The sequence below is a fragment of the Pseudogracilibacillus auburnensis genome, from assembly GCF_003201975.1.
Taxonomy (GTDB): Bacteria; Bacillota; Bacilli; order Bacillales; family Amphibacillaceae; genus Pseudogracilibacillus; species Pseudogracilibacillus auburnensis.
The window spans coordinates 1-22,976 of the sequence record NZ_QJJQ01000029.1 but is presented as its reverse complement, the minus strand read 5'-3'; the positions used below and the strand labels follow the sequence as shown (position 1 = coordinate 22,976).

At 34.6% G+C, this 22,976-nt stretch carries 20 protein-coding genes, 8 tRNA genes and 1 pseudogene; 3 read left to right on the top strand and 26 right to left on the bottom strand.

What is annotated here, in order from left to right; translation table 11 throughout:
- Positions 1-269: 269 nt before the first annotated feature.
- From DFR56_RS22255 to DFR56_RS22220, 8 genes are all read right to left on the bottom strand, one after another.
- Positions 270-343 (bottom strand) — tRNA-Ile (locus DFR56_RS22255).
- A 14-nt stretch (positions 344-357) separates the two neighbouring features.
- Positions 358-431: transfer RNA gene (locus DFR56_RS22250), tRNA-Gly, on the bottom strand.
- 68 nt (positions 432-499) lie between these two features.
- Positions 500-582, bottom strand: a tRNA-Leu gene (locus DFR56_RS22245).
- 92 nt (positions 583-674) lie between these two features.
- Positions 675-747: transfer RNA gene (locus tag DFR56_RS22240), tRNA-Lys, on the bottom strand.
- A gap of 106 nt (positions 748-853) precedes the next feature.
- Positions 854-928 (bottom strand) — tRNA-Gln (locus DFR56_RS22235).
- A 46-nt stretch (positions 929-974) separates the two neighbouring features.
- Positions 975-1,046 (bottom strand) — tRNA-Glu (locus tag DFR56_RS22230).
- 9 nt (positions 1,047-1,055) lie between these two features.
- A tRNA-Ser gene (locus DFR56_RS22225) sits at positions 1,056-1,146 on the bottom strand.
- Between the two features lies 1 nt (position 1,147).
- A tRNA-Asn gene (locus DFR56_RS22220) sits at positions 1,148-1,222 on the bottom strand.
- 1,550 nt (positions 1,223-2,772) lie between these two features.
- On the opposite strand from DFR56_RS22220, the gene DFR56_RS22215 reads away from it, so the two are divergent.
- Entirely contained in the window at positions 2,773-3,771 is a 999-nt protein-coding gene (locus tag DFR56_RS22215) for a proline dehydrogenase family protein (protein WP_110397652.1), read from the top strand.
- A 151-nt stretch (positions 3,772-3,922) separates the two neighbouring features.
- On the opposite strand, the gene DFR56_RS22210 is transcribed toward DFR56_RS22215, so the two are convergent.
- The 5 genes from DFR56_RS22210 to acpS all read right to left on the bottom strand — a co-directional run bounded on the left by DFR56_RS22210 (position 3,923) and on the right by acpS (position 7,601).
- Positions 3,923-4,288, bottom strand: a complete 366-nt coding sequence (locus tag DFR56_RS22210; RefSeq protein WP_110397651.1) for a type II toxin-antitoxin system PemK/MazF family toxin — start codon at positions 4,286-4,288, stop codon at positions 3,923-3,925.
- A gap of 4 nt (positions 4,289-4,292) precedes the next feature.
- Positions 4,293-4,577, bottom strand: a complete 285-nt coding sequence (locus DFR56_RS22205; RefSeq protein ID WP_110397650.1) for an antitoxin — start codon at positions 4,575-4,577, stop codon at positions 4,293-4,295.
- Positions 4,578-4,674: 97 nt separating this feature from the next.
- Positions 4,675-5,787 (bottom strand): alanine racemase, encoded by a 1,113-nt coding sequence (gene alr / locus DFR56_RS22200; RefSeq protein ID WP_342353183.1) that lies wholly within the window; start codon positions 5,785-5,787, stop codon positions 4,675-4,677.
- A 238-nt stretch (positions 5,788-6,025) separates the two neighbouring features.
- A complete protein-coding gene (locus DFR56_RS22195) occupies positions 6,026-7,057 on the bottom strand; it encodes a LolA family protein (RefSeq protein ID WP_110397649.1) in 1,032 nt (343 codons plus the stop codon).
- 187 nt (positions 7,058-7,244) lie between these two features.
- Complete coding sequence (gene acpS / locus DFR56_RS22190; RefSeq protein ID WP_110397648.1) at positions 7,245-7,601, bottom strand: holo-ACP synthase; 357 nt, start codon at positions 7,599-7,601, stop codon at positions 7,245-7,247.
- Between the two features lie 128 nt (positions 7,602-7,729).
- On the opposite strand from acpS, the gene DFR56_RS22185 reads away from it, so the two are divergent.
- Together DFR56_RS22185 and DFR56_RS22180 are read left to right on the top strand one after the other, a co-directional pair.
- Positions 7,730-8,500, top strand: a complete 771-nt coding sequence (locus DFR56_RS22185) for a rhomboid family intramembrane serine protease (RefSeq protein WP_110397647.1) — start codon at positions 7,730-7,732, stop codon at positions 8,498-8,500.
- A 144-nt stretch (positions 8,501-8,644) separates the two neighbouring features.
- Complete coding sequence (locus DFR56_RS22180; RefSeq protein ID WP_110397646.1) at positions 8,645-9,505, top strand: cytochrome c oxidase assembly protein; 861 nt, start codon at positions 8,645-8,647, stop codon at positions 9,503-9,505.
- A 303-nt stretch (positions 9,506-9,808) separates the two neighbouring features.
- Here the strand turns inward: DFR56_RS22180 and DFR56_RS23185 are convergent, their stop codons facing one another.
- The 13 genes and pseudogenes from DFR56_RS23185 to DFR56_RS22125 form a co-directional block, all read right to left on the bottom strand.
- Positions 9,809-9,976, bottom strand: a complete 168-nt coding sequence (locus DFR56_RS23185; protein ID WP_158525772.1) for a hypothetical protein — start codon at positions 9,974-9,976, stop codon at positions 9,809-9,811.
- 144 nt (positions 9,977-10,120) lie between these two features.
- Positions 10,121-10,460 (bottom strand): annotated as a pseudogene (locus DFR56_RS22175) (transposase); the annotation flags it as partial.
- A gap of 243 nt (positions 10,461-10,703) precedes the next feature.
- A complete protein-coding gene (locus DFR56_RS23880; RefSeq protein WP_342353182.1) occupies positions 10,704-10,946 on the bottom strand; it encodes a helix-hairpin-helix domain-containing protein in 243 nt (80 codons plus the stop codon).
- On the bottom strand, positions 10,943-11,164 hold the full coding sequence (locus DFR56_RS23875) for a hypothetical protein (RefSeq protein WP_342353181.1): 222 nt from the start codon (positions 11,162-11,164) through the stop codon (positions 10,943-10,945). The genes DFR56_RS23880 and DFR56_RS23875 overlap by 4 nt, the downstream gene beginning before the upstream one ends.
- A gap of 323 nt (positions 11,165-11,487) precedes the next feature.
- Positions 11,488-12,639 carry a thiolase family protein gene (locus DFR56_RS22165; protein ID WP_110397645.1) on the bottom strand — a complete coding sequence of 384 codons (1,152 nt, stop codon included), beginning with the start codon at positions 12,637-12,639 and terminating at the stop codon, positions 11,488-11,490.
- Positions 12,640-13,105: 466 nt separating this feature from the next.
- Positions 13,106-14,380, bottom strand: a complete 1,275-nt coding sequence (locus DFR56_RS22160; RefSeq protein WP_110397644.1) for a purine-cytosine permease family protein — start codon at positions 14,378-14,380, stop codon at positions 13,106-13,108.
- Between the two features lie 119 nt (positions 14,381-14,499).
- Entirely contained in the window at positions 14,500-15,633 is a 1,134-nt protein-coding gene (locus DFR56_RS22155) for an S-methyl thiohydantoin desulfurase family protein (RefSeq protein WP_110397643.1), read from the bottom strand.
- Between the two features lie 12 nt (positions 15,634-15,645).
- Positions 15,646-16,746, bottom strand: a complete 1,101-nt coding sequence (locus DFR56_RS22150) for a M24 family metallopeptidase (protein ID WP_158525771.1) — start codon at positions 16,744-16,746, stop codon at positions 15,646-15,648.
- A 13-nt stretch (positions 16,747-16,759) separates the two neighbouring features.
- Positions 16,760-17,041: a hypothetical protein gene (locus DFR56_RS22145; protein ID WP_110397641.1), complete on the bottom strand. Its 282-nt coding sequence runs from the start codon at positions 17,039-17,041 to the stop codon at positions 16,760-16,762.
- A gap of 2 nt (positions 17,042-17,043) precedes the next feature.
- Positions 17,044-18,210 (bottom strand): S-methyl thiohydantoin desulfurase family protein, encoded by a 1,167-nt coding sequence (locus DFR56_RS22140; RefSeq protein WP_110397640.1) that lies wholly within the window; start codon positions 18,208-18,210, stop codon positions 17,044-17,046.
- A gap of 34 nt (positions 18,211-18,244) precedes the next feature.
- Positions 18,245-19,843, bottom strand: a complete 1,599-nt coding sequence (locus DFR56_RS22135) for a hydantoinase/oxoprolinase N-terminal domain-containing protein (protein ID WP_110397639.1) — start codon at positions 19,841-19,843, stop codon at positions 18,245-18,247.
- A gap of 520 nt (positions 19,844-20,363) precedes the next feature.
- Positions 20,364-22,034, bottom strand: coding sequence for a helix-turn-helix domain-containing protein (locus DFR56_RS22130; RefSeq protein ID WP_110397638.1), 1,671 nt, complete (start codon positions 22,032-22,034; stop codon positions 20,364-20,366).
- 675 nt (positions 22,035-22,709) lie between these two features.
- Positions 22,710-22,964: a zinc ribbon domain-containing protein gene (locus tag DFR56_RS22125; RefSeq protein WP_425326639.1), complete on the bottom strand. Its 255-nt coding sequence runs from the start codon at positions 22,962-22,964 to the stop codon at positions 22,710-22,712.
- Between the last annotated feature and the right edge of the window lie 12 nt (positions 22,965-22,976).

The following is a 22,976-nucleotide window of genomic DNA, read 5'->3' as shown; positions in this document are numbered from 1 at the left end:
CCAGCGTTCGTCCTGAGCCAAGATCAAACTCTCCATAAAAAGTTTGGTTATCATGTTTTCACCGAAAACATGTCTTAGCTTCAAAAATTATCTTATTTAGACGAGGTTAAAAGTATATAGAATATACATTCAACTTCTCTTGACATTTATGTTGTGTCTGTTCAGTTTTCAAGGAGCAAATTTTATGTCGCTTCAATTGAGCAACTACTCTAGTGTATCACACAAATTATTCGGAGTCAACACTATTTTGTTTATTTTCTGAAGCAATATGGGCCTGAGTGGACTCGAACCACCGACCTCACGCTTATCAGGCGTGCGCTCTAACCAGCTGAGCTACAGGCCCATCGTAAAATAATATGGAGCGGGTGATGGGGATCGAACCCACGACATCAGCTTGGAAGGCTGGAGTTTTACCACTAAACTACACCCGCATATTTTTTTGACGACAAGAAATAATATAACACACTAAGAAAAATAATGCAAACTTTTTTTGTTTTAATGCGGTCGAGAGGACTTGAACCTCCACCGAGTCACCCCGACTAGGCCCTCAACCTAGCGCGTCTGCCATTCCGCCACGACCGCAAAATTTCATTAGTGACTACTTATTCATCCTCATTTTTTAAAAAAAGTAACAACCACTTCTAATGAGAACTAACATTATATAAAAATGAAAGTGAGCCATACAGGACTCGAACCTGTGACCCTCTGATTAAAAGTCAGATGCTCTACCACCTGAGCTAATGGCTCATATAAACCATTTCCATTTTACGTTTCACAAGCAATTAAACCAGGTCACCCAATTTAAATAGAGCATCAATGCTTTAACTTACTCGATAAAATCGTATAAATATTATGGCTGGGCTACTAGGATTCGAACCTAGGAATGACGGAACCAAAATCCGTTGCCTTACCGCTTGGCTATAGCCCAATCATCGGTTGTCCAAATGTAATGATATAATAATGAAGATATCAAATGACCCGTACGGGATTCGAACCCGTGTTACCGCCGTGAAAGGGCGGTGTCTTAACCACTTGACCAACGGGCCAATAATAAATGGCGGAGAAGGAGGGATTTGAACCCTCGCGCCGCTATCGCGACCTATACCCTTAGCAGGGGTACCTCTTCAGCCTCTTGAGTACTTCTCCATGGCTCCACAGGTAGGATTCGAACCTACGACCGATCGGTTAACAGCCGATTGCTCTACCACTGAGCTACTGTGGAATAAGAATATTTTTTATAAACTTCAAATTATGTCCATAAGCTTTTACGGCTCGTCGTGCATTCGCACTCCTCGCAGGCCTATCCATGTTAATATAAAGGATAAGAACATTTTGTACCGGCCTGCTCTACCACTGAGCTACTGTGGAATAAGAATATTTTTTATATACTTTAAATTATGTCCATAAGCTTTACGGCTCGTCGTGCATTCGCACTCCTCGCAGGCCTATCCATGTTAATATAAAGGATAAGAACGTTTTGTACCGGCCTGCTCTACCACTGAGCTACTGTGGAATAAAAAATTGGTTTTAGTATTATTTTAAATATGTTTGTAACTATATGGTTCATCATGCACTCACTTCTTAAAGTGAGAATCTTCACTGTATGCCTATGACTAAAATCAGTATATGTACTCGTCATTGCAAATTACAGCAGCAAGAATTAATATACAACATTTACTCTTGCTTGTCAACAACTTATCGAAATTTATTTACTTTTTTTTATTACTTTAAAATGTTCTTTATAAATTTACCATGTTTATTACTACTTCGTCAATTTTTTTAAGGCTTATTTCAACAGAATGGGACTACTCTCTCTAATTTCTAATGAATCTTGAAGACGGAGATTCCTACGAACACCAGCATAACTGCTTGGTGTTCGCTTTACCGCTAAACAAGACGATTCGATCGTTGAAGATTTTGCCTAACAGACGAGTTCCTGCTAGAACCTGATACCTTCCGTTTTCAAAGAACAATCTGTACAAGAACATTACACCTTATAAACGGATATTTCGCAACGGAAAAAGACAATTCATCTACTACCTGTTTTTAGGATATGCCCTACTAAAAATTAAAGCAGGTGTCTTTTACCCAAAACGATAAAACAACTTTTCACGAACTTGCATACACCTGACAAAAAGAAGGGAAAAATTTTTCCTTCTATATAATTCAACTTTCGCACCAATAAATTGAGTTCAAACAGTTTCGCTTGGTTACACTTGGGATGCTCCTAATTATATCTTTGACAACCATGATATAGCCAAATAGATTTTTTGTTTTTTACATATATAAAAATAAACTGCGCAGTTTATCTCATCGGCGTTAATGAAAGCAACAAACTTTCCAAAAAGAACAAGTGGAATCTTAATGTAAACAGACTGCTTAATGCAAACAGTTCATCCAAAGCCGACTTCAGCACTGTATCTAATTCCCACTTCATTCTACGAAGGCTGTTTTGTCCCTTTTCCTCTGCGAAAGTTGAGTATATAATAAAATTTTTTAGCGGTGCTTCTTTTTAGTACGCAAGATAAGGAATCTAGGCGCTTAAGTCAATTGAAAAATCATGGAAACTTAAAATGATATGATAGAAAGGAAATTTTTATGCCAAATTAATAAAGGGATCAAATATGAATTTAATCCTTCCCTTTAATCTGTTTTAAAATAACTTTTGCTAATACTGACATAATAATAGTAAAGGTTTTATAATCTTCCATGGTATGATATTAATGGATATTAAAAAATGATTTGTTTACTTGATGGAAAGGAGTAGAAAGAATGGCTAATTTAACTAGAGACTTTTTTATCGCTTTATCGAACAACGAATTATTGAATAAAAGTGCTAAAAAATGGGGATATCGTCTTGGAGCGGAACAGTTCGTCGCTGGGACAGATATAGACAGTGTCATCAAAACAGTAAAACGCCTTAATGATAAAGGGATAAGCTGTACAGTTGATAATTTAGGAGAATTTGTTACTGAAAAATCGGAATCAACAGCTGCAAAAGAGAAAATTATTTCGGTCATTGAAAGAATTCATGAAGAACAAGTATCTTGTCATATTTCGGTAAAATTAACACAGCTCGGACTAGATATCGATGAATCATTTTGCCTTGATAATATGCGTGAAATCGTTGGAACAGCTAATAAATATGACATTTTCATTAATATCGACACCGAAGATTATCATCATTACGCCCCAACTATTCGAGTGCTGGACGAGCTCTTACAAGACTTTGATAATGTTGGTACTGTCATTCAATCATACTTTTATCATGCTGAAACAGATATGGACAAATATAAAGATGTCCGACTTCGCATTGTAAAAGGGGCTTATAAAGAAAGTGAAGAAGTTGCCTTTCAATCGAAAGAAGAGATCGATGAAAACTTTTTAAAGCTTGCAAAGAAAAGATTAAAATGTAATACTTTTACTTCCATCGCGACGCATGACCATCATATCATTCAAGAGATTAAGCAATTTGCTGCTGAAGAAGGCATCAATAAAAATAACTTTGAATTTCAAATGCTTTACGGCTTTCGTACTGAAATGCAGGAACAGCTTGCTAATGAAGGGTATTTGTTCTGTACGTATTTGCCATTTGGTGACGATTGGTACGGGTATTTCATGCGCCGATTAGCTGAACGTCCACAAAACATTAATTTAATATTGAAAGATAAATTGTACACATCAGATAATAAGTTAAAAAAGACACCTATTGTTATTGCTGCTGCTTCTATTGCAGCTGCATGTTTACTATTTTGTAGACGTAAAAAATAAGAAATAAGCTTCGCGAGTCATGTTGATTCGAGAAGCTTTTTTTGATGCACTTTTGGTCGTTATGCCAAAAACAAGATGGACTATTTTGCGAAAAGAATGATATTAAAATGTAAAACTCCCGCACATGTGACACGTGGGGGAGTACTGCCATTTATTGATCATATAAACTTTTAAACCCTAGTCCTAGGCTAATTTCCAAAGCATGATTAATTTCCTTCATCGTCTCTGCATCTAGTTTCGTAATTTTATCTGTCAATCGCTGTTTATCCAACGTTCTTACTTGCTCTAACAGGATCACAGAATCACGCTCAAACCCATGCTCTTCTGCTTTGATTTCTACGTGAGTTGGAAGTTTAGCTTTTTGAATTTGGGCAGTGATTGCAGCAACGATTACAGTTGGACTAAATCTGTTACCAATATCATTTTGGATGACCAACACTGGCCGCACGCCTCCCTGCTCTGATCCCACTACTGGTGATAGGTCAGCGAAGTAAACCTCGCCCCTTTGAACGATCAAATCGCTACACCCCGATCACTAAGCGGTCTAAGGTGTTTTTAGCCTCCTCTTCAGCTAAAAATGCTTCTGAACAAAGATTTAAATTTATCCTAGCCATTTCTTCATAGCCTTTTTGCATCGACTCATGAAGTTGTCGAATTTCCTTTTTATATTGGACATAATTTTTTGTGGCTTGATAAATTAAATCGTTAATATCTTTATTCTCATGCTTTGCCATTCCATTCACCTCAATGAATAGATTTTTTGGTAATCTAATTAAGACTTCCTCTAATCTGTCTGGCAACACCATACACCTCCGATGATAGTAAAACGACCTATGAAATTCTTCTTTAATATTATCATTTTACCTATCATAATGCAAAAGGAAATATAACTAACTTGCTTCTTTATTTGTAAAGACGTGGTACACGACTTGTCAACATACAAGGTATTTCATAATTTATTGTTTCAAGGTAATTGGCGACATCATCCATATCAATAACTGCCCCATTATCCTCACCGATTAATGTTACTTTTTGGCCTACTTCATAAGGTTTATCCAATTTAACCATCATGACATCCATACAAATTCGTCCAACGATTGGCATTTTTTTCCCTTCTATTAAAACATAAAATCCTTGTAAAGAACGTCGCCATCCATCCCCATAACCGATTGGAACTGTCCCGATCCATTCATCTTCTTTAGCAACATATGTGGCTCCATATCCGACGAAATCTCCTGCTTTAATTTTTTTCACTTGAATAAGCTCGCTATACAATGAGAAAGCTTGCTTTAATGCAACGTTTTCAAGCTGTCTAATATCATGAGACGGATATAATCCATAAATAGAGACACCAAAACGTGTATATTGATGCATATGTTGTGGGTATTGAATTCCTGCAGCACTATTTCCTATATGTGTCATTAAAGGATGTGGATAGATGGATGTTAGATGTTCTAACATTTCCTCATATCGTGTCCGCTGGCTTTGAAAATGAGCAGAACTTACTTCATCTGCCGTTGCAAAATGAGTATATGCTCCCGTAATGCGTACAGACTCAAGCTTGTTTACTTCCTCCATTACTGTTTCTAATTCTTCTTTTGAACAAATTCCTGTACGGTTCATGCCAGTTTCAAATTCTACATGAACAGAAAGCTGTTCCGTAAAGTTCTCATTGTGTAAAGCTTTTAACCAGTCTGATTGAAAAACGGTTAAGGTAATATTTAGTTCTGCAGCTACTTTTGCATAGGAAGGGTGTACTCTACCGATAACTAAAATTGGTGCTCTAATGCCATGCTCCCGTAGCTTTACCGCTTCCTCCAACAATGCTACCATCAAAAAATCGACTCCAGCATCCAGCGCTGTTTGTGCTACTTGCACACTTCCATGTCCATATCCATTTGCTTTTACAACACCCATTACTTTACGGTCTTCGGGAAGTAATTTTTTCAGTTGTTGTATATTATATCCAATTGCATCTAAATTTATTTCAGCCCAAGTATTACGAAATTTCATCATATAGTTGCCCCTTCCCAAAAATAAAGAAAAATTCAAGTATAGATAATAATGATTGGTTCTACTGCTTGAATTTTACTCTAAAGGCTATCTTTTTTCAACCTGTTTGAAAGCGGTGGCATTAAAATTTATGTACGATTAATGAACGATGCTTCTTATAAGTCTGGCACCTGAGTCCTACGCCATTTCTTAACCAACATTGAAAAGAGCAGACTCAGTAAGGAGACTGCTCAAGAGAGTCTTACTTTATTTCTTGTCCTTGTATCGAAGAAGCAACTTCAATTAATTCTTCAATCGTCATATCTTCGCTTGCTAGATAAAAGTCGGTACCATTATAATTCCATTCTAATGTATTGTTGGAAACTGCTCCGATACTATACCCTAAATTCACAACTTCACCACTTACTTCTTCTAATGTCGATTCAGCTGAAGTTGGAACTACCGTCGTTTTTTCCTGAATAAGCGTAAAATTACGATCTCCTTTGAAGGTCATAATGACCCTCTCCCCATCTTCAAGAGACACTTCTTGCTTTTCAATTAACTCAGAACCTAACGTATTTAGTGGGAACATTACTGCCAAATCTTCTTGTTGTTCCATATTTGTAACAGCAGATGTATCTGCTAACGTATCTTTTAAAATTGATTCTCGATTAAAGTCATTATTTTGAAAAGCTGGATTTACATCAAATGAATTAAATGTTACTTCAACAAGTGTATTGTTATCTTTGTCCATTATTTTTACGGCTGTAGGTGCAAAAGTTTTCTTATCAAAATATACTTCTTGATACGGTAAATTCGTATTGTTTTGGTAATTCGTCTTCGTTAGAAAAATATAATGTGACTCACTGTCTGTAAATTTGGCCTCTTTATCCGTGATGACGTCATTGACTAATGATTGATATAAATAAGGTTGGCTACTACTTTCAGGCCAATCCGTTTGAAATTTAAAACTTTTGTTTAAGGCAGGTGTTAGTACAAAAACCCCTTCATCGTTTTTTAATATAACTTGACCGCCTTCCTCTTCTTCGTTTTCTAATCCAACACGATAAAAGTCTTCCTGTCCTTTCTTAAACCAAACATTAATATCATAACTTCGCTCCTCTTGTCCCGTTTTCATCGTCATTTCTGCTTCAACTTTATAGCCGTTCATGTCTTTTAATTTTTCTTCAATCTTTTTAACGACATTTTCCTGTGATTTCCCGCCACAACCAGCTGCTATCATGAACAACATACATAAAGTTATTAGCGCAAAAAGCCTTCTATTTTTCCCCATACACCTATCTCCTTTGTCTCATTTTCGTAGTACCCCAGCCACGCCGAGTCAATTAGATGAGGTTGGAAGCGAGAGTTATATCATGTAAAAAATATAACAACAGCTTTCTTCTCACCTGCACTAAACTATATGAGACAAGTATTCATTTTATGCAAAAGTTCTTTCGGTGATAGGGTGGATTTCCATGTTATTTAGTAATGACAACTTGAGCTACAGCATATTGTTTACTATGAGTAATAGATAAATAAATTTTTTCTCCTTCATACCCTTGTACGTTCATCATTGGTGCACCATTTTCTTTCGTTAAAATTTCAATATGCTGAAAACTTAATTTGCCTATACCCTTTCCAGTGGCTTTAGCGAAAGCCTCTTTAGCAGCAAATCTCCCTGCTACATACTCTAATTTTCGTTGTTCTTTTTTATATGTTTCATAAACTCCTTTTTCATTTTCTGTTAATATTCGGTCGATAAATCGATTGTTCCTTGTTATTGCTTTCTTAATTCTTGAAAGTTCAATAATATCAATTCCAATTCCACTAATCATTTGTATGATACCTTTCTTCCATTAAATTTTTCTTTCCTCTTTGAACGATTAATCATTATACATGACTTACATCTTGGGAAAGATTATATTATATTCAAAGATATTTTTATTTTGTCGGGGAGGATTTTATGTTTATTCGCACAGAACGAAGTGTTCAAGATTTTATGCGCTTTTACCCTGTTGTTTCAATCATCATCATTATTAATTTATTATTATGGCTTATGATCGACCTTCTTCATTTACCAATTGGCTATACTATTTATAATTGGGGAATTGGTCATAATTTATCTGTTTATCATGGTGAATATTGGCGCCTTGTTACCCCGATGTTTTTACATGGTGGGCTTGGTCATGTCATCTTTAACTCCTTTGCACTCGTTTTATTTGGACCCGCCCTAGAGCAAATGCTCGGTAAATTTAAATTCATTATCGTCTATTTTTTAACTGGACTTGCAGGAAATATCGGAACCTATGTCATTGATCAGATGTCAAATACTCCACACCTAGGTGCTTCAGGTGCTGTTTACGGACTGTTTGGTATTTATATTTTCATGGTTTTCTTTAGAAAAGATTTAATCGATTCGGCCAATGCACAAATTGTTCAAGTCATTTTCTTGATCGGATTAGTGATGACATTTATTCAACCAAACATTAATATAGCTGCACATATCTTTGGATTTCTTGGTGGATTTGCTCTTGGGCCTATTGCACTTAGAAACACCCAGCCTTTTTCAATGGCTCGAAATCGACCGCGTAAAAGAAAAGATCCTAATGATATACATTTTAACCCTAATAGGTGGAATAGGAAACGAATCATCCCTAAGGCTATTTGGAAAAATTTATTTTGGATAATTTTAGGAATTCTCGTTTTACTTGGCATATTCGGTAAGGCGTTTTAAAGGGAAATCCTTACAAGTCCCCACTTCCTTTGCGATTGAATAATCATTTGGTAAAATGGAATATATGTAACAAAAGTGATGTTCGATTCTTTTAGGCCACTAAATAGATGGTCAAAACGATAAGAAGTGGTGGTGAAAAAATAATTGTTCAAATTTTTAGTTGAAAACCATTCTTTATACACGTTATTTAAGTTACATTGGGTCATTTTTTTCTTAATTATTTCTTCTTTATATAGAAAGAAAGTCGTTCAATCGCCGCTTTATTCGGTTACAAAAAATCAAAAATATTATTTTATGATTGCAATTATACTATTGCTGCTTTTAAAAGCTACACCATTTGACGTCATTGCGACTCAGTATTTGTTTAGTGCTCACACATTACAATTGTCGCTTACTTATTTTGTTGTCATCCCTTTACTCATTTTAAGTTTTCCAACTAATTTTTGGCGACAATATATATGGAATCACCGAACAAAATTTGCTTTAAATATTTTAGCACATCCTTGGTTAACTTTAATCACATTTAATGGACTTTTAACACTTTATTTTATACCGGCTGTATTTAATGTAGTACACATGAATTTCTTTCTATCATTTATTGTTCAAGTAATCTTGTTTATAAATGCCATTTTTATGTGGTGGGTGATGATCAATCCAGTTCCTGAAATAAAAGGGCTTGACTACTTATTACGCGCATTATATATCTTTTTAGCATCTCTTGCGCTATTTCCAATCGGCTTTTTTTATGTGATTATTCAACATGCATACTTTCCAATGTATCTTCCAATTGAGGGTGCAATCATTCCAGCCTTAACATTGATCTATGATCAGCAAGCTGCGGGAGGAATTTTAAAAATTACTCAATTAGCGAGTTATTCTTTTGCCCTCTTATTTATTTTAATGAAATGGGGAAAACTGGAGGAAGCGAAGGAGGGACAGGTTGAGGAAGAAAATATTCGTTATGTTCGCGGTGTCGTTATTCATTTAGATAAAAAGAAAAGGTAAAAAGAAGCTCGATAAATAAATTGTCAAAATCTAAATCAAAAAATGGTAAATACATTAAAAGACATAACATATTAGTCATTTGAAATATGTTATGTCTTTCTTCTTCTATATATGAGTTGTTTATTTTTAAGTTTTTCCATAAACTCCTAATTGAATTGCAGGATTTCCTAAATGACCTACTTTAATGCCCTAATCTTTTTTTTAGCTGCTTTAGTAATAAACTCTACTTTACATATGTTTCTTTCACGCTTTTTACTTTAAACATTGGCTCTGTTAAAGTTTAATGTTGATAGAAAGTTCCTGTTAACGGAAGAAAACAGCATATATTACAATAGCTATTACTATCACAAGGAACGCTATTCCAAAGTTTCTCCAGCCTAAACCAGTCACTATATCATATTGTTTTTTTCTCTCTATTTCTTGTCTTTGTTTCTCCATTGTTCCGTCAGTAGTCCCATTATCTCTATTCATTTTATACCTCCTTAGAACATAATCCTACAATCTGTTACGTTATTTGAACAAGGGTGTAATCCAAAAATATAAGTAAAGCAATAGATAAAAAGAAGCGAAAATCATTCCTTTAAATACTTCGTTGAAACCCCGTTAAATCGTTGCATCCACCATACATTCAATAAATTTCATCCATTGGTTAAGACGACGAGTTCGATATAGAACAGTGGTTGGTTAGGTCGGTAAATGTCTTTTTACACGCTTTACATCTATAACGTTGCTTTTTTACTTCCTTGCCATCAACAACGGTTGAATATTTTCCAAACCGAACTATACTCTGATTCGTAATCAGGACATGATAACCGTTCTTATTTTGACGTTCAGATATTTCTTGTAGAACAGTTCCTGTCGAGGACGATGCGGTTAGTGCATCAATTAAATACTCTCATAATCGATGTTTCTCTGCTGGATTCAGTTTTTGAATGGCTTTAAGAATATCAACAATTAACTATAACAGAGCCTAAACATTAAAGCTGTTCTAATGTCCATAGAAAGGTCTTTGACATCCTATTGACATTCAACAACCTAAAATAACGCCATTCATTTGAAATCAACATAAATAGCCTAAAGTAACATCAAGCCCCAATGTTTCTTTTAAAATAGCAAACATTCTTTATAATGGTCTAAAAGTAATCAAGAGTGAGTATATCCCATAAGAATACTACGACTTGTATTAAACTTTCTAAGCTTATTCATACCAAGCCTTTATAGGTCTATTTTTAGGGAAGCCTATTTTGTCACGATAAACCCGCCGCTCATTTGTAAAATCAAACCACTGTTTACTACTCTCAGGATTGTTAGAAAAGTTGATCACACAACGAATTTGATCTTCAACACAACTATCAGTCCATACACCTAATTTTTGTTCTAATTCATCAAAGAGTTTGGGACCATCCTTGTCCTTGATTTCCGATAAAGAAAAAATGTTCAACTCAAAAACCAACTTTTTTCAGCTAATTTAGAACCAATAGAAGGGACACTTTGAAAATCTGCTAACCCTTTTAAAATTTTTGCTCTTTCAACAGAAACGTCTAACATCTGTGCTATTTGTTCCTTATTTAAAGTATGTATTTCCCTTATTTTCACTTTCGCTCTTCTAAGTTTTGATTTCTCACCGTCTGTTAAAAACAGTTTAGGATTGGAACTCAAAAGTAATACCTCCTCTTCCATATCCTTTTGATCACTTATGTAAGAGCATTCTTACTGCTTTAGCTCCATTCTCTTTTTAATTGATTCGGTGTTGGTACTTGGGATTGTTGATTTCGTAAAGTATCAACTTTAGAACACAATTCCTTCTTGTCATAAAGTGTTGCATTCGATCAACAAGCTTTCTTTTCATCCGCTCTTGTCTATGAAAGATGATATTTCCTTCTTAAAGGGTGTATAAAATAGATAACGTTGTAAATTCTTTTATTCTTTTTTTGCAATATCTTCTCGACTTCTTTGTTTTGCTACTTCAATTGCCTTCGTGGTTATGTGATCCGTTCAATTACAGTTGCGTTTGCCATCCCCATTCCTTCACAAATCGCAAGCAAGCCATATTTTCCATTAATTCGTTCTAACTCGTGCAACAATGAAACAAGTAATTTCGTTCCCGTAGCTCCTAGTGGATGACCTAATGCTATGGCACCACCATTTACGTTTAGTTTTGAAGGATCTGCTTTCAAATCATGTAACCAAGCAAGTGGAACAGGTGCAAATGCTTCATTGACCTCATATCGATCTATATCCTCTAACGTTAGTTGCGCTTTTTCAAGCACTTTTCTCGTTGCTTCAATTGGGCCAGTTAGCATAAGAGTCGGATCAGATCCTACCACTGTACGTGCGGTAATTTTTGCAATTGGTGTTACACCTATTTCATCTGCTTTTTCCCGGGACATCAGTAAAACGGCACTTGCTCCATCACTCATTTGACTAGCATTTCCTGCAGTAATTTTCCCATTTTCTTTAAATACGGGCTGTAAATCACCTAATATTTCTATTGTCGTCTCTCTGCGTGGCCCCTCATCTTGTATGATTGTGTGAATCTCTCCATCTTCATCCTCCACTTTAACCGGGACAATTTCATCTCTATAATAACCCCGATCAATCGCTTGTAGCGCTAATGTATGGCTTTTAAGCGAAAATTCATCTAAATCCTGGCGCAAAAAGCCCCATTGATCAGCAATCATTTCTGCCGATATTCCTTGATTAACGATATGGTGCTTCTCTAACAACCTCTTACTCGGCTTTGTTTCCCCAACATTAGCAAACATCGGAGATCTTGTCATGCTTTCCACTCCACCAGCAATCACAATATCCATATCGCCGGAGGCAATGGCTTGTGCCGCAAAGTGAACTGCTTGCTGACTTGAGCCACATTGACGATCAATCGTAACACCTGGAACTGTAATTGGAAAACCAGCAATTAAAGCTGCTGTTCGCGCCACATTCATTGCCTGTTCGTTTACTTGTGTCACACATCCAGCAATTACATCTTCCACTTCACTTTTATTAATTCCTGCTCGTTTCACAACTTCTTTTAACACTTCGGCAAATAAGTCATCTGCCCGATAATTACTAAAAGCTCCTTTTCTTCTACCAACTGCTGTCCTGCAACCTTCGACAATGACAACTTCCCGCATTACCCACACTCCATTCTTTGTTACTCTACTAATAGTATACAATTGACTTGCTATTTACTTAAACAAAAACTTTTATTCATTATAATTAATTTTATGCAATATGACGATAGAGAAACAGAAATACTCCCATCTATAAACAAACAATTTTCGTTTACGAAATGAGAGTATTTTTACATAGATAAATCCATTATTTTATAAAAGTTAAATTCTAAAGAAGAGTACCATATCTTTTATCGCTTGATTCATACCGTAAATTTCTTGAATTTGTTTTTCACTTAAAATAATAAATTACTATGATCCTTTCTAAACTTATATTAAGAAGAAGTAGTCCTTCTCTAATCGTTTATTAAAAACCAAATGCTAATCTAGCCTATTGCTCATGATATTAAGATTTTATTAGAAAACTTGGCATTCGCCAAGCCTTTTCGCGAATGCCTTAGTTACACTTATGCAGGATAAGAAAGTTTTATACTTTCTTATCTGCTAAAAAAGTGTGGTAAAGATAATAAATTACAGCCGATATTATTGCGCCATTTACTGCAGGAATAAAAAACGGTAATAAAAAAGCTACAAACCCTCCAATTAACCACGAAATAATACCTGGCCAATATAGTCCATTTTTTCTATTTAACTTTCCTTTTGACACAAAATAATATTCACTTATAATAACACCAGCTGCGGGAGCAACAAAAGCTGCTAAAATTCCTAAAAATCCAATAAAAAATTGCATAATACCAACTAACGATAAAACAGTACCAACAATTGCTGCAATTAATGTCCACCAAAATCGACTCCAGCCGAATACTTTTGTCAAGGCTAGTCCAGCGCTATAAGAAGAAGTTATATTAGTTGACCATTGCATAATGATAACTAGGAACAGTGAAATGATCGGTAATCCTAAAACCTTCATTACTTCTGCAATATTCCAAGGCTCTTCTACGTTTCCAAGAGAAGAAGCACTAATTCCCATCATTGCTGCAATAATCGTTAAAATTAATAGTGGTGGGAAATTTCCAACTATACCTGCATAAGATACATGAGACAATTTATTTCTCGTCCATCTAGTGTAATCAGCAGTAAAAGAGGCACCGACAACCATACTTCCAACCATTAAGTTTGCTCCCCAAACTATCGTTTGGCTTGAAGTAGGTGTATATTCAAACAAACCTTCCATACCTGTAATACTCATCGCTTTAGAAAAACCATAAATTGTAATAATTAATATTGCAGGAACTGCTAAATAGTCCAGCCAAGCCATACTAATTACACCAAACATTGCGGGAATACAGAAAATAATCCCTAATATAATCATCATCCAAGGGGTTAAACTTTCGTTTCCCCCTAATACTTCTGTTAATGCAGTAGCCGCAATAGAAACTTGAACACCATACCAACCGACACAAGGTATTATAGTAATGATGAATGCGGTTGCAATATTAGAACCTTTTGAACCAAAAGCTGCTTCTCCAATCATATACGTATTTAAACCTTCTCGAGCCCCAATATTACCAGTTGGAATAAAAAATAGAAAAACTAAAATTGCTGTTCCTAAAATTGTTGCTCCAATCGACTGTATTAATGTTAATCCGCTAATAAGTGCTCCACCTGTAGCAAAAGCAGATAGGGCAGCTGTCATTCCGAAATAAATTGCCGCTACACCAATCCAACTTTTTCTTTCCTTTTCTGGAATTGCTTTTTTAGCGTACATTCCCTCACTGACGTTAACATCATAACTTTCCATCTCTTCATCTCCCTTACTTCAAAATTAATAATAGTCTGAAAATAATAGTGGTTTTATAGCTGCCCGAAGTTATTATTTATCCAGCTAGGGCAGCTTCATTAATACGAACTAAAGTAATGTCACTCTTTTAATTGATCCAGCGTTTGATATTGTTTATTTATTCCAAAAGCTTGCGGACCACATATTTCTATACCTCTATCTGTTTTCATTTTAGGATCTGCTGGTATTAAAACGATATAAGCACGATAACCATATTTTATAATATCGGTTCGTAGTGCTAATCCCGTTTCAGGATCCATTAAAATGATTAAGTCAGGTGGTAATGACAATGTTTTTCCATTTATTTCAAGATGTAACCACTCATTTTGAAACATTACTTTTGCTTCGCTATTTTTATAGGAATCGATTCCTTCTAAAGTAATCAACCCTGATGAAAATCCTTTCGTTACTTCTGAACCAAAATCTCTGTTTAAGTCTGTCACTTTTCCTTTAAAGACGATTTCTCCTCCTGTAAAAGAAGCAAAATCTTTAACAGGCTCCGTATTAATTTGTTGATTTTCCCTTACTATTTTTCCAATTTCTTGTGCATGTGTAACGGTTCGATGGATTGCTGTTTTTTTCATTTCCAACCCAGACATAGGATAACTAGAAATCCAAGAAATACCTCCGTAAGCCATCGCGGCACTTCGAATAATGCGTTCAGAAACTTCTCCTTCTTCGGAGTCTACTATACATACTTCTTCTTTTTCGTTACTTGCTGCAACAGGAGATGGACTTACACCTCCAATATAAAAAGAAGTCATTTGCAGTTCTGGAAATGCTCTTCCCATCCCATCAGCATCAATAACTGGTATACCTAATGCACCTGCAACTGCCATTGGAATTGTCATATTCACTCCACCCGCTTCAGCAGGAATAATTGCATTGACATCTTTTCCTAAATAGGTTGATATTGCTTCTAAACTTTTATAAATTTCATTTCCACCTGGGGGCTTTTCAGTAAGAACGACTGGAGCACCTAAACAACCAACACTTGTAATTAATTCATGATCAGGAATATCCTCTGGGTCAAGCAAAACAATTTCGTGCTTATCTTCAATTATTTTTTGCGCCCAAAGAAATCCTATATCTGGATCTCCACCACCTCCAGTAGCAAGCAATGTAGAACCTACCGTAATATCTTCTAAATCTTCCAAAGTAATTACTCGATATTTTTTTACTTTCCATTTTTCTAATAAATCATATACAGACACGTCACTCACCCCCTAATTAAGTATCATTTCTCTTGGTGAAGAAGTTAAATACTCATAACCATCTTTCGTAACAAGAATCATATCTTCAATTCTTGCAGCTCCTATATTTGGTACATAGACACCTGGCTCAATTGTTACAACCATATTCTCCTCTAAAACACTCTCTTCGCCTTCATCAATAATCGGATATTCATGAATACCAATACCTAAGCCATGTCCAGTTAAGTGAGGGAAAAACTCTCCAAATCCATGTTTTTTAATAAAGTCTCTTGCTACTTTATCTACCTCTTGTGCAATTACTCCTGGTTTAATTGTTTTCATCGCTAATTGTTGTGCTTCTAAAGCGATTTGATAAATTTCTTTTTGTTCGTCGGAAGCCTCTCCTAAACAAAATGTCCGCGTTATATCTGAACAATATCCTTGATAAATACATCCCATATCAAACAATATTAATTCGCCTTCTTTTAATGATTTCATCGATGAAACCCTACGCGGAAGTGCTGAATCAACTCCTGACATTATAAATGGTTCAAACGAATAATTTTCCGCACCATTTTTATCCATCACATACTTTGCAAATCCAGTAACTTCTCTCTCAGTTACTTGCTTATTTTCCACGATATAATTCTTCGCCATATTCATCGTCAAACTAGCTATTTCACCTGCTTTTCTAAGCTTAACGATCTCATTTGCTGTTTTTACCTTACGTTGCTCTGTCATCAGCTGTTCAATAGCCTCTAAATTACCGTTAAAAATACCTTGAACATAAGATAGATGATGTAATGTAATACTACTTTGTTCAATTCCGATTGTTTTCCATTTCCTTTTTACCAATTTTCTTAATGGCGCTAAGTAATCAGGAGTATCTTCCAAAAAGGCATGGATACTCTCTATCCAACAATCTCTTTTTGCTCGAAAAAGATCTAATCTTGGAACTAAATAGGATATAGTTCCATCTTGTTCAATGATAAGAACAGATTCCGTTAATTGATTTACTTGAAAGCCAGTAAAATAGCGAATATTTTCTTGTCCAAAAAATACTGTTGCATCGATGCTTTTATCCTGGAGCTTCTTAACAAATTTAGTTACTCGATCACCATACTCTTGTTCCACGATAAATTCCCCCCTAACTAAAAATCTTGTCGAGTTCATCAGAAACTTCTGGATTTATAATGAATATTTTCTTCGGAACTCTCGATTCAACCGTTGATCCAGCTTGGCTTGTAAGCTCTACAAAGATAAATTCATTCGTTAACTGATTGATTGCATTCTCGTAAAATGTCAAGTCATTTTCAGATATATTTTCTAATAAATCCTTCGCTTCAATATAAGGATTTTTATGCACCTTTTTTATTAATGCTGTATAACGATCATCTTGATCGATATATTTTTTTACATTTGAAATCATTTTTATCTTCCTTTCTTTGCAACAATATCTTCGACAGGCTCATATGACTCTTCGTAACCAAAATAAGATGGTCCAAAAATTTCTAAACCTTTTTCAGTTCTCATTCTTTCTTGTGCTGGAATTAATAAAATTGAACCACGATAACCGTATTTCATAATATCTGTTCGAATCGGCTCTCCTGTTTCATTATCTAGTATCGTTATTAAATCAGGTGGCAAGCTTAACGTTTCTCCGTCAATCTTTAACCGTAACCATTCATTTTGAAAGTCAATTTCAGCTATTTGGTTTTTATACTCGCCCATTCCTTCCATTTGAATTTTCCCTGAAGAAAATCCTTTGGTAGCTTCTCCACCAAAATCACGGTTTATATCAACAATTTTTCCATTAAACACTTTAAAACTTTCTACACCGCGCGTCTCTTTTAATTTTTTTATAATCTCATCAATTGGATTTCGATGATTTTGTCGTGCTTCACTCACTGCTTTTCCAATTTCCCAAGCGATACTTTGTGAATATAATATTGACTTTTCTTTTACTTCTCTTCCTGTTAAAGGATAAGATGCTTTCCAAGATATACCGCCATAAGCCATTGCAGCATTCCTTGCAATATTCTCTGCACGTAAATTATCTTCTTTCGTATCAATAATCGTCATATTCCCCCGGTCATCTACAGAAACTGCCGGAGATGCATGACTCCCGTTCGCTACCCAAGATGTTTGGTGTAATTCAGGAAATGCACGATTCATTCCATCTACATCAATAACAGGGATTCCTAGTTCGCCAGCTATTGCATAAGCAACAGTCGAGTTAACACCTCCACATTCAAAAGGAATAACAACTTCTAGATTTTCTCCAAGATATCTAGATAACTCTTTAAACGCTTTTTCTAATACATTGTGACTCGGTGGTTTTTCTGTTAATACAATCGGAGCTCCTAGACAACCTACACTTGCACCCATAACATCATCCGGAACATCCTCTGGATTAATTAAGACAATATCTTTCCCTTTTTCGATTGTTCCTAATGTCCATAAGAGACCGATCTCTGGATCCCCTCCGCCACCTGTCGCCAAAATAGATGCACCTAATGTTATTTCTTCAATCGCTTGTTCATCAATTATTCGATAGTTTTTGATGCCCCACTTTTCTAACACTTCATATACGCTCATCGCTACTTTGCCTCCTAATTCAATTTAAAATAGTTTAGTTAAATACTTTCCCTTTTACTCTCACTCTAATTTTTTGTCTTTTTCCTGGCATATAGGCAAATGGAATTTCTTCTATATCAATAACTTCTGCTGTGTCCTTCACTCCTCCAGCAATTTCTAAATTATTTTTTGCCATTTCAATAACTTCATTAATCGCTTGTTCTCTATCCTCCACTTCTAAGTCAGCAACTGCTTCAGCTTGTGCTCCAATTTCAGCAATAGTTGCTCCAATTGCGCCACATACTTCAAAGTGATCAGGGTTAATTACCTCTGTAGTTCCTGACACATTTTCTTTCGGCATTGTTGTCGCACCACCTCCAACAATTAAAGCAGGTATATCTTCAGGCGTTGTTTTCATCTGATCAATTGTCACCTCCAACATTTCAGTAATGTTTTTCGTTGCATTCATTACTAAATCATTAGAAAGTTCCTTAATTTTTTCAGGATGAGTAACAAAGTTATTTGTGAAAATATCAAGATTTTTGTTTAGTCCCCCCCTAGCGACGGCAACATCATGCACAGTTAAAATCGGGCCACCAAATGATTTTCCTAAATGTACTAGATTGTAACCTGTACTTTCAGGTCCTATTCCAACGACTTTGTCTCCGCTATTTTTAATAATCGTTCCGCCACCTAATGCAATAGATAATAAATCTGGACAACGAATATTTGTTTTTACGCCTCCAATTGTTACTGTAATTGCAGATTCACGTGGGAAACCATCTACAATATACCCAACATCTGTTGAAGTTCCTCCCACATCGACAACAACCCCATCTGTTATTCCTGATAAATAAACCGCTCCCCTAACACTTGCTGCAGGACCTGATGCTACAGTGAATATTGGGTAGTCAACTGCATAATCAGAAGACATAACACTACCATCATTTTGTACAACATAAAGAGAAGCTTCTATACCACGTTTTTTTGTAGCATCTTTTAAAGCGTTTATTGAACGTTGCATCACTGAAATAACGGATGCGTTTAAAATTGTCGAGTTTTCTCTTTCTAATAAAGAAATAGTAGAGATATTTTGTGATAAAGTAATATGAATATCGTCACCTAAAACTTCTTTCACAATTTCTGCTACTCTATTTTCATGATCAGGAATCATCGGAGAAAATACACCTGTAATAGCTACAGAGTCAACTTTTCCTTCCAATTCCTTACATGCATTTTGTACTGCTTCTGTATCGAGTGGTACGATATCTCGACCATCATACTCGGAACCACCATTGATAATAAAAACGTTTTCATTTCCGCCGATAGCTTCTTTTAAATCGTTAGGCCATCCAGTTAATGGTGGGATAGCAGTCGTTGCTGGTGCTCCTATTCTAAAAATTCCTACTTTATTTAAATTTTTTCGTTCAATAATAGCATTAGTTGTATGTGTCGTACCAAAGGAAACCATACCTACTTCTAGTGGATCTACCTTACTTGCTGTAAGTAAATCATCAAGGGCATTGATGATTCCAGACGTTACATCTTCAGTAGTTAATGTTTTCGTTTTCGATAATATATCTTTTCCTTTTACAATAACCCCATCTGTAAAAGTTCCTCCTACGTCAAAACCAATTCTCACTTCTTTCTTCATCGTTACCAAAACCCCTTTTGTTGTATTTTCTAAAACTAATTATTAACATTATCAGTGATTTATCTCCTTAATCATATATCAGCCAGTTACAAGGTATTTCTCGACTTTTGTAAACGCTTAACAAAAGGATGATATCTTTGCAATTTAGTAACAATATCAATTTTGTTCCAGAAAGTAGTCGCAATGCTTGCCATTCTATAAAATAAAAAAGAAATTCGACATCACCAGTCGAATTTCTTTTTTTAACTTGAAATATTTCGAAACAGTACAGAATAATAACAAATATATATAAAATACGTAATAGTCGAAATTAAAGTGGAACAGTTCAGACCACTTATATACTAGTCTGCAAGTAGCATACAAAGTTAGTATTAATACTTTTTAATACCGCTATATCGTTATTTGAACTCTTCCGCTTACCGTCTGTGAGATTTAAAAAAGATTATGTTTCCGATTGATCATTATTAATTTAGCACATTTCTAGTCGAACGATATGAGGAAAAAAAAGCGATAGAATAAATCATTTGTACTGATACATTTTAATTGCAATAGAAAGGTTTAATCTCTTTTCAGAATCAGAAAATAAATGTTCATTCTTATACAATTCTTTCACTTTCCGAATTCGATATCTCACCGTATTAGGATGAACAAACAGAAGGTCGGCTGTCTCTTTATAGTTTAAGTTATTATCTAGAAAAGTAGCCAAAGTGGCCATTATTTCTTTTTTGTTTTCTTCTTCTAATGACAAAAGCGGTTCTAACTCGTTAGAATAAAAATGTTTAATATAATAATTATTTCCAAAGTCAGTGATTATTTGAAAAAAACTTAGATCATCAAAATACTCAATTCTTTTATCCAATTCATTTGCTGACTTAACTGCAGAAATAGCCTCATTGTATGCTTTATACAATTCGGTCGTGTAAGAACTACTTAATCCCAAATTAATTTGTAAAAAGGGAAACGTAAAATTCATCATATTTAATAGTTCATAAGAGATTTCCTCAAAATGTTCCTTCGATTTTAATGTTAAAAAAATAACGAAATTATTATTATACCATGTTGCAAAAATACTTCCCTTAAAATAATGATTAATTTGATTAATAATTCTAAACCTTATATTATCTAAATAATTCAAATCCATAGATGAGTTATTTTCCATCTCCGTATTTATATCCATAATAATTATTGCATTTTTATCTTCCAACTTATAACCAATTTTGGAATAATACAATTTTGCTTGCTTAAGATTGTTGTTTTTAAATAATTCAACGTTTGCCTTATTTATATTGCCCATTATCTTCTCAAGGGATTCTTCTTTTTTGAGATTTAATGCTTTTTCTATACTCTCAATAATTTTGTCAATCATCGGATGATCTACAGAACCAATAATGACTAATACTTGTTTAACATACTTATTTTCTTTAATTGGACGAACAAAAAAATGAAAATTAGTATCTTCAATAACAGTGTCAACAATAATACTATTACCGTTTGTTAAAAGTTGTATAGTTTTTTTGTCGTTCATAAACTTTTTAAAAGAATTACTGTTAATAATATTTATATAACTATCTTCTATCCGTGAACTAGAAGTAACATTCAAATTTACATCTAAGATAATAAATTGTAAGCCTGTCATTTCAGAAATATTTCGAAGCAATTTATCTAATGTTAAAGTCTGCGATAAATATTGAAAAAGGAGTTGATTAACATTACTTAAAATGCTCACCTGACTCTTGTATTCTTTTATTTCTATATTGTATAATAAATCAATTATTTCAGCATACGTACATGATGCATTAAGTTGTAACAAAGGCAGTTCATAGCGCTTAGCATAATCGATTGTCTCTTTATAAATTTTCCAACTTTTATTTGATTCGTTACCAGGATGAAATGCTAAACAAGTTACTCCCCCAGTAGCAAGCTCTTTAATAAGTGTCAATTGTAATTCTTTTGTAGGAAAGTTTTCCACAGTAGTTAAAGCTAATTCTTCACCCTTTATCCAGGAACTAAACTTTCTTAACTCAATGACTGAAACCCTTTTTATTAACTTTTTACTATTTTCAGGTACATAAACAACTTCAAAAAAAGATTCTAATTGCAATAATTTGTCGATACTAATTCCATAATTTAATATTGTCTTATCTACCGTTTTCGTCAACTTATTGTCTACAACTGTATATGAAAATTCCAATTCTACACCCCCGCTTGTATTGTTAAGTTTTTACAAGTATATACTTGTATATTCGTTTATTTAAAGCGGTTTAACAGTAAAAACTTACCTTTTTTTAATTTAGAATGCTATTCTCCATATTAAAAAGGATAATACTTATACTATGTGCTATTACAATAAAATAATTTATTCGTTTAAACGTTGGTTTTAACCAAGGTTTTTAAAAACTGTATAGGGGTTGGTACTCTACAAAATCAATCTGCTTTTTCAGTCAATAAAATAGTGTAATTTTTACAAAAGTTATTACCTGAATCGAATATTATTTTTATTAAGATAGATTCATCAAAAAACTCTGAGTACTAAAATTTATCATACTTATTAATTTATTATAACATCTAACACAATATTATTTATAAGTAAATTTTTATAAGCTTCACCATTTGCGGATACATTTCGACACTGCTTTTGAATGAAGAAAGTGTCGATTTACGAACTTTACGGAAACTGCTTGAGCATAAGCTTGAGTACTACAGGCATGTACACGCATATGAGTATAGATTGAACCTCTCATGACTAAAATCACGAGATTCTTGGGAATAAAGCATACTTGAGAGTGGTGGCATACACTACCCACAGTGGTTTCTCTTATACACCAAGCTATCTCCGTAGTTCCTACGGTTCTTGATTATTTCTTTTTTACGTTAGGGATAGTTTCCTTAGCCCTTCAACCAAGATGTTTTTGCTAGCGTTGATATCACGATCATGCTTTGTATGACAAGTAATGCACATCCATTCTCGGATGCTAAGGGCTTTCTTTGCATCTTGATGCCCACATTCTGAACAGATCTGGCTGGATGGATACCACCTATCAATTTTGACAATTGTTTTCCCATACCATTCAGCTTTGTACTGTAATTTGGAGACGAAGCTGGACCAAGATACATCAGAAATACTTTTGGCTAG

Coding starts and splice junctions, on each gene's coding strand:
- DFR56_RS22165 (WP_110397645.1), bottom strand. CDS start 12,639: ATGCGGGAAGTTGTCATTGTCGAAGGTTGCAGGACAGCAGTTGGTAGA.
- alr (WP_342353183.1), bottom strand. CDS start 5,787: ATGATGAAATTTCGTAATACTTGGGCTGAAATAAATTTAGATGCAATT.
- DFR56_RS22160 (WP_110397644.1), bottom strand. CDS start 14,380: ATGGAAAGTTATGATGTTAACGTCAGTGAGGGAATGTACGCTAAAAAA.
- DFR56_RS23185 (WP_158525772.1), bottom strand. CDS start 9,976: ATGAATAGAGATAATGGGACTACTGACGGAACAATGGAGAAACAAAGA.
- acpS (WP_110397648.1), bottom strand. CDS start 7,601: ATGATTAGTGGAATTGGAATTGATATTATTGAACTTTCAAGAATTAAG.
- DFR56_RS22135 (WP_110397639.1), bottom strand. CDS start 19,843: ATGAAGAAAGAAGTGAGAATTGGTTTTGACGTAGGAGGAACTTTTACA.
- DFR56_RS22195 (WP_110397649.1), bottom strand. CDS start 7,057: ATGGGGAAAAATAGAAGGCTTTTTGCGCTAATAACTTTATGTATGTTG.
- DFR56_RS22140 (WP_110397640.1), bottom strand. CDS start 18,210: ATGAGCGTATATGAAGTGTTAGAAAAGTGGGGCATCAAAAACTATCGA.
- DFR56_RS22145 (WP_110397641.1), bottom strand. CDS start 17,041: ATGATTTCAAATGTAAAAAAATATATCGATCAAGATGATCGTTATACA.
- DFR56_RS22205 (WP_110397650.1), bottom strand. CDS start 4,577: ATGGTGTTGCCAGACAGATTAGAGGAAGTCTTAATTAGATTACCAAAA.
- DFR56_RS22185 (WP_110397647.1), top strand. CDS start 7,730: ATGTTTATTCGCACAGAACGAAGTGTTCAAGATTTTATGCGCTTTTAC.
- DFR56_RS22215 (WP_110397652.1), top strand. CDS start 2,773: ATGGCTAATTTAACTAGAGACTTTTTTATCGCTTTATCGAACAACGAA.